Annotated in this window: 11 protein-coding genes; 9 read left to right on the top strand and 2 right to left on the bottom strand. The window is 45.0% G+C overall.

Annotated features, from left to right (window positions below; genetic code table 11):
* The first annotated feature begins 8 nt into the window (after positions 1 to 8).
* Both grxB and KI743_RS10845 read left to right on the top strand, forming a co-directional pair.
* Positions 9 to 680 carry a glutaredoxin 2 gene (gene grxB / locus KI743_RS10850; RefSeq protein ID WP_285466381.1) on the top strand — a complete coding sequence of 224 codons (672 nt, stop codon included), beginning with the start codon at positions 9 to 11 and terminating at the stop codon, positions 678 to 680.
* An 11-nt stretch (positions 681 to 691) separates the two neighbouring features.
* The gene (locus KI743_RS10845) at positions 692 to 1909 is read left to right on the top strand and encodes a multidrug effflux MFS transporter (RefSeq protein WP_285466380.1); all 1218 of its coding nucleotides are present in this window, start codon (positions 692 to 694) and stop codon (positions 1907 to 1909) included.
* Positions 1910 to 2251: 342 nt separating this feature from the next.
* Here KI743_RS10845 and KI743_RS10840 read toward each other — a convergent pair whose 3' ends face one another.
* The gene (locus KI743_RS10840; protein ID WP_285466379.1) at positions 2252 to 3145 is read right to left on the bottom strand and encodes a LysR family transcriptional regulator; all 894 of its coding nucleotides are present in this window, start codon (positions 3143 to 3145) and stop codon (positions 2252 to 2254) included.
* Positions 3146 to 3286: 141 nt separating this feature from the next.
* On the opposite strand from KI743_RS10840, the gene KI743_RS10835 reads away from it, so the two are divergent.
* Positions 3287 to 3925 (top strand): bifunctional 2-polyprenyl-6-hydroxyphenol methylase/3-demethylubiquinol 3-O-methyltransferase UbiG, encoded by a 639-nt coding sequence (locus KI743_RS10835; RefSeq protein WP_285466378.1) that lies wholly within the window; start codon positions 3287 to 3289, stop codon positions 3923 to 3925.
* Between the two features lie 281 nt (positions 3926 to 4206).
* On the opposite strand, the gene KI743_RS10830 is transcribed toward KI743_RS10835, so the two are convergent.
* A complete protein-coding gene (locus KI743_RS10830) occupies positions 4207 to 5046 on the bottom strand; it encodes a class I SAM-dependent methyltransferase (RefSeq protein WP_285466376.1) in 840 nt (279 codons plus the stop codon).
* A 440-nt stretch (positions 5047 to 5486) separates the two neighbouring features.
* Here KI743_RS10830 and KI743_RS10825 point away from each other — a divergent pair, with 440 nt between their 5' ends.
* The 6 genes from KI743_RS10825 to KI743_RS10800 all read left to right on the top strand — a co-directional run bounded on the left by KI743_RS10825 (position 5487) and on the right by KI743_RS10800 (position 11785).
* Positions 5487 to 6422, top strand: coding sequence for a universal stress protein (locus KI743_RS10825; protein ID WP_285466375.1), 936 nt, complete (start codon positions 5487 to 5489; stop codon positions 6420 to 6422).
* 82 nt (positions 6423 to 6504) lie between these two features.
* A complete protein-coding gene (locus KI743_RS10820) occupies positions 6505 to 6696 on the top strand; it encodes a hypothetical protein (RefSeq protein ID WP_285466374.1) in 192 nt (63 codons plus the stop codon).
* 106 nt (positions 6697 to 6802) lie between these two features.
* Positions 6803 to 9409, top strand: a complete 2607-nt coding sequence (gene mbhE, locus KI743_RS10815; protein WP_285466424.1) for a hydrogen gas-evolving membrane-bound hydrogenase subunit E — start codon at positions 6803 to 6805, stop codon at positions 9407 to 9409.
* Positions 9409 to 9762 (top strand): Na+/H+ antiporter subunit C, encoded by a 354-nt coding sequence (locus KI743_RS10810; protein WP_285466373.1) that lies wholly within the window; start codon positions 9409 to 9411, stop codon positions 9760 to 9762. The genes mbhE and KI743_RS10810 overlap by 1 nt, the downstream gene beginning before the upstream one ends.
* On the top strand, positions 9759 to 11312 hold the full coding sequence (locus KI743_RS10805; protein WP_285466372.1) for a proton-conducting transporter membrane subunit: 1554 nt from the start codon (positions 9759 to 9761) through the stop codon (positions 11310 to 11312). The genes KI743_RS10810 and KI743_RS10805 overlap by 4 nt, the downstream gene beginning before the upstream one ends.
* Positions 11309 to 11785 (top strand): Na+/H+ antiporter subunit E, encoded by a 477-nt coding sequence (locus KI743_RS10800; protein WP_199436930.1) that lies wholly within the window; start codon positions 11309 to 11311, stop codon positions 11783 to 11785. Before KI743_RS10805 ends, KI743_RS10800 begins: the two co-directional genes overlap by 4 nt.
* The last annotated feature ends 18 nt before the right edge of the window (positions 11786 to 11803 follow it).

The raw sequence follows: 11803 nt of genomic DNA, 5'->3' as shown, positions 1-11803 counted from the left end.
ACAACATAATGAAATTACATGTATTTGATAGCTGCCCTTTTTGCGTTCGAGTTAGAACCTTGATCGGGCTTAAAAACCTTAATTGCGAAATTAGTCCCATGACTTTGGGGCAATGGCCAGAATCACTGGAGGGAAAACTTGAGAGATTAACGGTCCCTGCGCTTGAGCAGCAACAGCACGATGATAAGTCTACTGTGATGGTCGAGAGCCTCGACATAATTCGTTATTTGGACCAACAAGATGCACCAATGTTCACCAGTTACGAAGTATCGGAAGCATTAAACCATCTGCTTAAGAGGCTGTATCCTGTTTCGTCTCAGCTTTTGTATCCACGAATGCCACAACTTGACCTGCCAGAGCTATCTACGCCAGAGGCTCTCAGTATGTTTGTGGAATCTCGCAAAGAAGTCTTGGGTCAGCCCATAGAGCAAGCGTTGCAGAGAACCGAAGAATATCTTCCGGAGCTAAAGCTACTTTTGGACGAGCTGGAATCATTGATTGCTATTGATGCACTTATTTCAGGCGAACGTCAGTTGAACATCGACGACATTGCCGCATTTTCTGAGCTAAGAAACTACACCATGATCGCTGACCTAGAAATGAGTGAACCTATGATGCGCTTTGTTCACTTTATCGCATCTCGCTCTGGTTTATCGCTATATCCACCAATAAGTCAGTAATGGAGGTTAAGATGGCAGGTAACAAACTTTTCCAACTGCTGGTTATTTTTTCGCTCATCCCTCTGGGGCCGCTGGCAATTGATGTCTATTTGCCATCTTTTCCACAGATGATAGAAGCGTTCAGCATCTCGGATAGCGAAATCAGACAGACCATTTCAATTTATGTTCTGGCTCTCGGTGTGAGTCAGTTAATTGCCGGTCCCATTTCTGATCGCAAAGGTCGTAAGTTCTCTGCCATGCTAGGGCTGGTTCTGTATGCCGCTGGGAGCTTGTTTGTTGTGCTCTCCTCTTCATTGGAGATGTTGTACGCAGCGCGAGCGCTTCAAGGCGTTGGTGCATCCTTCACTATGATCACTGCCATGGCTTGGGTTCGAGACAATTACGAAGGTGACACTGCCGGTAAATGGTTAAGCTATATGGGCGGTGTCACCAGTGCAGTGCCTACCATTGCGCCACTCATCGGCAGTGGGTTGGCTGTGTTATGGGGATGGACAGGCGGGTTCTACCTTATGGCTGGTTTGGCTATCTTGCTGTTTGTAATGTCAGCCGTAGCTCTACCGTCTAAAAAGACTTTGAAGTCCAAAGGTAATCTAAAAAATACAGTTGATTTAAAGGACACAGAGGCGCTGAAATGTAACGTGCGTGACATCTTAACCAATCGTACATTTTTAGTGTACTCACTGACTAACATGCTCAGCTTTGGTGCCCTGTTGACTTACATTTCAGTTGCACCCATTGTTGCCATCAGTGACGGAGGGCTTTCTCAAGTACAGTTCTCAATGATGTTCGGCGTCATTGGAGGGGTTCAAATACTCGCTAGCTTTATTGCGCCTAGGTTAATGACGTCGTTTGGTCGTCGAAATACGGTGCGTTTTGGTGCCACTGTTATCTCTGCCGGAGGTGTAGGCTTATTGATGATAAGACCTGATGCGACGTATCTGTTCTTTGCTCTATCAGCTTTGGGAGCGGCAGGCTTTAGTCTCTTATCTGGATCTGCGACATCTTTGGCGCTAGAACCCTTTAAGTACTGTGCAGGATTAGCAACATCAATCGATGGCTTCTTCAGAATGATTGGAGGTGCACTGCTTGTAGTTTTATCGGGGCTACTCGGATTCAGCAGTATCGCTACATTGGCCATGGTCATGCTGATGTCATTACTGCCAGTGTTATTAATCACCCTGGATAACCGAAAAGCACAGAGAACAAACGCAAGGTTAGGTAGCTCCTAACCTTAGCGAGCAGAGAGCAATAGAACCTCGATATTTGGATTCATATAGCCATCACAAAGGAGGGTGGCTTTTGTGTTTTAGAGTTGTAATGTCTAACTTCACCCTTTCGGCGCTAATTTGCAAACTCGTTTATGCTCATGGCCCTCATGATCCGATTCTTTACCTATGGCACTTTCTAACTAGTATTTGCCCCAAAATGAGTTAGAAAGAAATTTATTCAAACATTGTCCACCAATTTTTCTATTAATGGAGCGAATTGAATTAAGCTAGAGTGTTATACAGGTTCTTTCCATAATCCGAGCTTTAGAAGCAGTAAACTTACCTCACTAACCTAAATCAACTTTAGTTTGATAATTCCTGACTCAAGAATTCAAAGACATATTGTATCCTTCTATTTGTTCGAAGTTCTCGATGGGTAACAAGCCAAAGCTCCGTTGGAAAACAGCCAAGTTCTGGCAGCACTTTTTCTACATTATCTGTAAGTTGAACTAAGTGATCTTGAATAAACCCAACACCAACACCTTGCTTAACTAACTCCCAATAAACGGTATGATTACTTGTTGTAACAGGGAAGTTCTCAGGTGTTAGCCTCAGCCCCCGTTGATTTAGCATTGATATAATTTGTTGAAAATCTGACGGACCAATAAAATCAGCACTATTGAAATCTGACAAAGTCTGAGGGTTTGCTATCGAATTAAGGTAGGAATGCGCGGCATATAGATAGAAATGGTCGTCTCTGATCTTCTTAGCAATCAAATCTAACTGCTCAGGTCTGTAAGATCTGATAGCAATATCGGCCTCTCTGCGTTTCAAATCACTGCTCGCGTTAGATGCGACTAATTCAATCGTAATTTTGGGTTCAAGACGCCTCAACTTCGATATGATCGCAGGCAATTCGTAAGCTGCCATACTCTCTGATGCACTTATGCAAACCGAGCCCTCTAGTAACTCTGACTTCCCCGAAGCTGTGAGAGATAAATGGGCAGCAGCATTGCCCATGCTTTTGACACATTCAGCCAGCTCGACACCACTTGGGGTTAACTCAAGCCCCTTACCTACACGTTCAAATAGTGCAACTTTAAGCTGCTTCTCCAATGCATTGACTTGCCGACTCAACGTTGGTTGAGAGCTATTTAAAGCTTTCGCTGCGGCTGATAGAGAACCCAGCTCAGCCGTTGCGAGAAAAGCTCTCGCGTGATTCCAATCAAAATCTACTGCCTTCCAATCTATTCGCATATGAATACCATTTATGCATTTTCGCCTATATTAATCCATAATAGCATCGATAGAATGTAGGTAATCTATGAATTTCAAATCATAGAGATTCAACTTAATTAGCTAGTGTATGGTATTCACAATACTAAAAGGTGGTAGGTAATGAACAAGACCGAAAACTTCTGGGATAAGGCGTCAAAAAGCTATGACAAGTCTGAGGCTCGTTTTGAATTCATACATAATATGACTAGAGAAAATGCAAAAAATCACCTCGATAGTAGCAATGTCGTATTAGATTACGGGTGTGGAACAGGCACCAAATCATGCGAGTTAGCAAGCTATGTAAAGGAAATTCATGCCATTGATATATCGGCAGAAATGGTTGAAGCGGCAAGAAATAAAGCCGCCAGTCACAATATCGAAAATGTCCATTTTTCCCAAGCTACTATCTTTGATAATGAATATGAAGACGAGTCGTTTGATGTGATCTTTGCTTTCAACATGTTACATACCGTTGAAAACCCTAGTCATGTCGTTAAGAGGATACACGAGCTATTAAAACCTAATGGGCTATTGATTTCGACCACACCTTGTTTAGGGGGGAGAAAATCTCTATTGGTTAGCATGCAGATTCATCTTGTTAGAATACTCTCGAAGATCGGAATAATCCCCATCACTATAAGACAATACAGAAGTTCTGATTTGGATAGTTTATTGAACAAAGAAGATTTTCAAATAGTTGTAGCTGAGGAGTTCTACAAGGAAGCGTCTAGTTATTTTGTTGTCTTAAGAAAAGCGTAGGTCTGTAGCCCTTAGCCGGATATGTAATGAATAAGGGCATATAGTTACCCATTGTGAGTTGTAATACGTATTGTTATCCGAACGTTGCGAAACTTATCAAAGCTCCTAACACACTTCTGTCCAAAAGTTAGTTTCGCTCTCTCGTCTAAACACTAATAAAAAAACCTAGCTCACATCATCATAAGCTGGGTTTATTAATGATCGAGAGGAGCAGTCTATAAATAGCAACTCGAGCGCAGATACTAAAAAGGGGCTCAGCGCCCCTTTAAACTTAACATTAACTACTTGTGACCAATAACCACGGCCATTTCATCACCATCAACGAGTGATGAACCTTTTAGGTCGCTGTATGCTCTTTTGATCTCCAAGCCGTGAGCATCGAGTTCTTTGTTCAGGTCTTCAAGTGTAAAGTGTTGAAGCCAATTGAGAACTGTCCACTCTTTGTCTTCTTGAGATATCACATATTTATCTAGCGTTACTTTTTCATTCTCGTATTTGAATGAAGATTGAATACACCAATAATCGCAATCACTCCAGAAACCGTTCATGGCGTTCTTTTCAAGACTCAAAGATTCACCTTGAACAGCAAACCTTGTGGCCGTGTAAACATCAAGTGCAATCGAGCCACTTTGAGCAAGCAGTGATTTAAATTTTGTGTATAGCTGTGAACGTTGTTGTGGGTTCAAAGCGCACAAATCGCACATCACTAAAGTTATTAAATCGAACTTTCTTGAGTCACTGTATTCAAGATAATTACCATAATGGTACTCGATAGCGAGGTTAGCTTGTTCTGACTGCTCGATTGCATGGTTTAAGGAGTTCTTTGAGAAATCCAAGCCAACAACCGTACCAATACCTTTTGCTTTCAATCGATGCGTGTAAAGCCCTGGCCCACAACCGAAATCAATGACTTTTGAGGTTTCGTTTAGGTCAAACTCTGAAGCCAACCATGTAACCGAATCATCAATAAAAGCGGCTGTTCTAGAAGCGAGGCTTAAGTCTGGGTTTAGATGAAAAGCAAGCATCTGCTTTGCTATATGTTCATCAGTCCACAGAACGTCTGCTGTATATTCAGACCAAACAGCGGGTTTAGTAGTTGCGCTATCAATTTTTTTAAACATTTTTGTAATTCCGACAATGAATTAATTATCGTCCTCACAACAAACCGCATTATCTAAGAATGCAGAGAGGACGCGTTAAGAAAATAGTTGTTTCATTAAAAATCATTGCAAGTACCTCCTTAAAGAAAGGGAAAATCGGGCGAAGATTATGCCAAGTTCTAAACCCTGTCAATTCACTGAACCACCAGCTCAATAAAGTCGAGAACCACTAACTCGAATACCCTTTCATACCTATTTTTCATTCCAAACTATAAGAAATATTGACGCAATTTGTTACATATCGTCATCAGAGAACATTAATTTCAACTCACTTTTATTGATATTTACTATGCAAATAACTGAGTGAGAACAAATATCATTCACCTAATGACTGGTTACAATTACGTGCTAGTACGGACTACCTCTAAATGATTAGAATTTAATCAACCAAGGAGGTGTGTATGAGACGATTCGAGAACATACTTTTTGCCACGCAAGGACTACCAGGGCATAGCGATGCACTGGGCCAAGCGATAAAAATCGCGGCTAACAATCGCGTTCCGGTTTCAGGTCTAATAGCCTGCCCGGACTTTCCTACCGATCTGATTCAGTACCAACAAAGCTACGAACAGTCTTTGCATGATTCGCTGCAGCAGAGTGTCAAAGCATTACGTGAACAACTCGAAATCTCTGAAGAACAGGTGCCCTTTCCGCTGCGAGTACACAGCAGTGAACAACCGGCAGTTTGCATCATTCAAGAAGCGTTAACCCATCACAATGACCTGATCATCAAAGAAGCGGAACCACTCAGTGAAGGGGCTGACGGTTTTAAAGCGATAGACATGACGCTATTGCGTAAGTGCCCTTGCCCAGTATGGCTTCACCGCCCTATTTCTAAACCCAGAGATAAACGACGCATTGCCGTGGCTGTAGACCCAATTACCACGAGCCCTGAACAACAAGCGCTTTCACGTCGCTTATTGGAGCTGTCACGCTCGATTGCAGACACCTGCGACAGCCGATTACACATTATCTCTTGCTGGGAACACTACTTAGAGAACTATCTCGACGGCAATGTCTGGATTCAAGTTGAAGAAACACAACTAGCAAGTGAAGTATCCCTTGCAAAGGCCAAACACATACAGGCATTGCAACGCTTAATCGAAGAGTCAGGAATTTCTGGTGAAACTGTAATTCATCACCTGCACGGCAAACCAGACGACAAGATTCCAGAGTGTGTTGATGAGATCGAAATTGATGTTCTGGTCATGGGTACCTTAGCTCGAACCGGTATTTCTGGTTTTGTAATCGGTAACACTGCCGAGAACGTTCTCCAATCCATCAATTGCTCTTTAGTGGCGTTAAAGCCAGAGGGTTTTGTATCCCCAATCAAGTAAATATACGTCCACAAACATTATGAGGAGAAGCACCAAGACAAACAGCGCTACCTAAAACCGACAACTTCCAATGGAGGATGGTATGAAAAAACTGTGTCCGAATTGCCGAACTGAAATGATTGAACGCTCAAACATTCATGTGTGCCCAAGAAATAAAATCGGAGATTGCTCATATGACGATCTTAGTCTTGCTTATGAAATGCCTGCGTACCAACTCAACGACGTGAATGCCTGTAGCGACATGCACTCTTACGTCTCGCAAGGTAGTAAGTAACTTGAACCATTAACCTTATCAGTTTGTATCGAAATGGATGGCGATATTGAATAGTGTATTAGGAAATAATCAAACACAGGGCTCAAAAGATCGTTCGCTGGTTCTTATGATCTTTCCTTTGCTGCCGATGGTCATTTTCGTCTCGCTCATTAGTTGGTATAAGCCGGGAGGCGTAAGTTGGCAAGCGGCTTGGGTTCCGGGTTTAGATGTAAACCTGAGCTTCAAGTTGGATGGCTTGTCTTTCCTATTTGCGTGTTTGATCAGCGGTATCGGTGCGCTTATCCAGATTTACGCACTGGCTTACCTCAAGGGGCATTCGTCTCGATTCTCTTTCCACCTGTACTTAACGCTGTTCATGTTAGCCATGTTAGGTGTTGTCACGAGCGACAATATCCTGCTTCTTTTTGTGTTTTGGGAACTGACTACCATCACGTCGTATCTTTTGATCGGCTTTAATCACGAGAAAGACAAATCCCGCAAGAATGCATTGCAATCTTTCATTGTCACTGGCGCTGGTGGCTTAGCGTTATTAGCTGGCCTGATACTGTTGGGTGAAATGGCTAGCAGTTATGAGATAAGTTCCATCGTTGCGCAAAGTGCGCTGATTGCACAACATGAATGGTTCCTACCTTCGCTGATTCTGATCTTACTCGGTGCGTTCACTAAATCGGCACAGTTTCCATTCCACTTCTGGTTACCTAATGCCATGGCAGCGCCAACGCCAGTGAGCGCCTATCTTCATTCTGCCACCATGGTAAAGGCTGGGGTGTACTTGCTTGCCCGTGTATCACCTATCTATTCACACAGCGAGATTTGGTTTTACACGCTCGGCATTTTTGGTGGCTTTACCGCGATATGGTGCGCGCTGCTAGCACTTAAACAAACAGATTTAAAGCTGATGCTGGCATACAGCACCAACGTTGCCTTGGGTAAATTGGTGTTATTGATAGGTATGGGGACTGAGTTAGCGATGATGGCCACGCTGCTGTTTATCTTGGCGCACTCGTTCTACAAAGCAGCGCTGTTTATGGTGGTAGGGAATATCGATAAAGCGACGGGAACGCGTGACATTCGTATGCTGCATGGTTTGAAAGCAGTACTAATACTCAGTGTCACAGCCGCAATCCTTGCTGCCTTGTCTAAATCAGGTGTGCCACCGCTACTCGGCTTCTTAAGCAAAGAGTACATGTACAAATCCGGTCTGGAAGTGAGTGCCATCCCAACTACGATATTCCTTCTGGTTAACGTCACCATGGTGGCATTAGCGTTGGCGTTGATCGTTAAACCTTTCTTCGCAGCGTATGAAGGTAATCCAACGCCAGCCAAGAAAGTGGATGCCAGTATAGGGCTATGGATACCAGCAATGCTGCTTGCCATAGCCAGCATCCTTGCGCCGTTATTTGGCTTAGGGTGGATCAACAACAACGTGGTTATTCCGGGCGTTTTGTCGAGCTTGCCTGAATCTGCACCAGAGACAGCTAAGCTGTGGCAGGGCGTGAATCTGCCGTTGGCGCTCAGTGCATTAACTTTGTTACTCGGTTTTGTTTTGTATCGAGTCTACCCAAGGCTGTTGGTGGGCTGGCAACGTAAAGTACCCGTGTTGCCAACAGCAGAATCCGTTTTCGACCAAATCATGGCTGGCATGATGCGTTTGGCGAAATGGCAAACGCGGTTATTGCAGCAAAAGCGCTTAAGCCATTATGTGTTGTTGTTCTTTATCGTGCTGGCTGGATTGCTGTTGAGTAGCCCGTTAGTGATCCCACAAGCTCGTTTTGCTGCATTAGCAGATATTAGTTTCTACGAGATCAGCATTGCACTGCTACTCATTGGTGCTGCCTTAGTCTGTACTTTTACCACGTCTCGTTTGCTGGCGGTCTCTGCACTTGGCGTGGTGGGTTTTATGACCACCTTAGTCTTTATGCTTTACAGCGCACCAGATGTGGCGAAAACCTTATTGTTGGTAGAAACCTTGATGGTTGTATTTGTGGTGCTCTTGATACGCCACATCCCTGGTTTATTGACGGTGCCACAACATTCTGTACATCGAAGATTACTTCACGGGGCGATAGCAGGTGTTATTGGTATGTCGGTAGCGGCGTTGTTGATAAACATCACCGTACAACCTTTAGATTCCACTCTGGCTGATTTCTTCGCAGAGAATAGCGTTCCCGTCGGGCATGGACGCAACATCGTCAACGTGATTTTGGTCGATTTCCGAGCCTTCGATACGTTGGGCGAGGTGATTGTGGTCGTAATGGCGGGTATCGCTGCGGTTAGCTTGTTGAAAACGCACTATCACAAACGCAACCGCATCCGTTCCCTTATCTTTGCGACTACCGCACACATCGTTGCTGCACTGATGTTGGTGTTCTCACTTTACCTTTTATTACGAGGTCACAACGAGCCGGGTGGCGGCTTTATTGGTGCGCTGATCGCTGTGATTGGTTTTGCGCTACTGATGTTTGCGGAATCGCCAAAGTATGTGCGTGACCGCTTATATTACGCACCATTTAGCATTGCTCTGTTTGGCATCTTCTTAAGCTTTGTGGCTGGCCTAATGAGCTTTGCCTTCAATTTGCCGTTCTTAACGGGTTTGTGGTGGAAAGACATTCTGCCACTTGGCACACCGCTAATATTCGATGTCGGCATCTACCTCGCCATTATTGGTGGTGTCATGGGGATGTTGCTGCGCGTGAATGAGGAGTTGGACTGATGGAAATACTATGGAGTCTCGTGGTCGGTGTGTTTGTCGCTGCTGGTGTCTATCTCATGCTTGAACGACACATCTTACGCTTACTATTCGGTTTGATCTTGTTGAGCAGTGCGGTGAACATCGCGATTTTCACTGCTGGACGTTTAACCCCCGGACTGCCGCCATTGATTGAGGCGAATTCAGTGTTGCCACCAGAGGGCTCGGCAAACCCGCTTCCTCAAGCCTTAATTCTGACTGCCATTGTGATTGGCTTTGGCTTGTTGGTGTTCGCATTAATGCTGTTTTACCGCGCATATTCAGAAGCGGGCTCGGCAGATGTGGATGCGATGCGACGTTCTGAGGAGGATGAATGACGACGATTTGGTTGACGTTACCCGTAGTTGTTTCACTTCTTACCGCTGTCGCTATCTTCTGCGTGAAGCGTAACAAAGCGCTGGTGGATGCGATAAGTGGCACAAGTGCACTGGCTACCTTGGTGATTGCAGCATTGTTGACGCACGATGTCATCAACGGTGGACCACAAGCAGTAGCCTTTGGTCAATGGGCGGCACCATTCGGCATTGTTTTTGTGGTGGATTATCTTGCCGTCGCCATGGTGATGGTGACGGCCATTATTGGTGTAGTGAGCGTGTTTTACGCCATGGGCGATCTGCAAGAAAAGGCATCGTACGGCACGTTCCATGCGCTGATGCATGTCTTGCTGGCTGGCGTGTATGGTGCGTTTCTTACCGGAGATATTTTCAACCTCTATGTGTGGTTCGAGGTGATGTTGATAGCATCGTTTGGTTTGATGATCTTAGATGGATCAAAGCAACAAGTGGATGGAGCAGTGAAGTACGTGATGCTCAATCTGATTTCGACCTTGGTCTTCTTGCTCGCAATTGGCCTACTCTATGGCACAACAGGGACTTTGAACCTCGCGGATTTACACGCCAAAGCCGCACTGATTCCGTCAGACACCAAAACCTTGCTCGCGGTACTGTTCCTGTTCGCGTTCGCGATTAAAGCGGCGTTGTTCCCCGTTTTTGCTTGGCTGCCTGCTTCTTACCATATCTTGCCGAGCGCGGTTGTCGCACTGTTTGCAGCGTTGCTGACCAAAGTTGGAGTGTACGCATTAATCCGTGTGTTTACCTTGATTTTCCCGCTATCAGAAAGCGGTTGGCAGCCAACTTTGATGTGGGTGGCAGGGCTTACGATGTTAACTGGTGTATTGGGCGCAGCGAGCCAGTACGACATTAAAAAGATTCTCTCTTTCCATATCATCAGCCAGATTGGTTACATGATCATGGGATTGGCGATCTACACGCCGCTTGCCATTGCGGGTGCGATTTTCTACATCGTGCACCACATCATAGTGAAAGCAAATTTATTCCTGATTGGCGGCTTTATCGAGCGTAAGTATGGCTCGGGTAATCTGGGGCAATTAGGCGGCGTTTACAAAGCCATGCCTTGGCTCGCTTTCTTGTTTCTCATTCCAGCCTTCTCTTTAGCGGGGTTTCCACCTTTGTCGGGCTTCTGGGGCAAGTTCCTTGTCATCAAATCTAGCTTGCAAACCGAGTTTTATTGGCTTGCAGGGGCAGCGCTCTTGGTGGGGCTGTTAACGGTGTTCTCGATGACCAAGATCTGGAACGAAGTATTTTGGAAAAAGCCTCAGCAAACGCTAAAAGCTCAGCCAATGAACAAGTACACAAAAGGATTGTATTGCGTGCCAATAGCCACGTTGACCACGTTAAGTCTGATTATTGGTTTGGCAGCCGAGCCGTTTTATCAATTTGCAGAACTCGCAGCAGATCAGTTGATAGAGCCACAAGCTTACGTAAAAGCGGTTCTTGGAGAGAGTGCTTTGGCTGACACTGCAATAGCTGACAGCGTGGCATTGAATGCATCGGGAGGGAACCAATGATTTATCTGTTTTTGAATTTGTTCCTCGCTCTGGCTTGGATGTTGCTGAACGGCAACTATACAGGCACGAACTTCATTCTTGGTTTTGTGGTCGGCTTTTTGGCATTGCGACTTAGCCAACCGTTTGGGTTGAAAACCAGTTACTTTCGACGTTTCCGCGCTTTGGTCGGCCTGTTTCTTTTCTTCTGTTATGAGATGGTGATCTCGGTGGCCAGAGTCGTCTGGGATGTGGTCACGCCAACCCATTTGAGTGAGCCAGATATTGTTTATGTGCCGCTAGATGTTGAGTCAGATTTAGAGATCTCGTTGCTCGCTAACATGGTTTCACTTACTCCGGGAAGCTTGAGCTTAGATGTCACGCCAGATAAGAAGCACATGGTTGTGCACGCGATGTTTGCACCCGAGCATGAAAAGGTAATTCGAGAAATCAAAGACGGCTTAGAAAAACGGATTTTGGAGGTGACACGTGGCTGATGGATTACAAGTGGGTAG

The organism is Vibrio sp. D420a (genome assembly GCF_030248625.1).
Classification (GTDB): Bacteria; Pseudomonadota; Gammaproteobacteria; order Enterobacterales; family Vibrionaceae; genus Vibrio; species Vibrio fortis_A.
The sequence above is the reverse complement of the archived record's forward strand: the minus strand, read 5'-3'. Positions and strand labels throughout refer to the sequence as shown.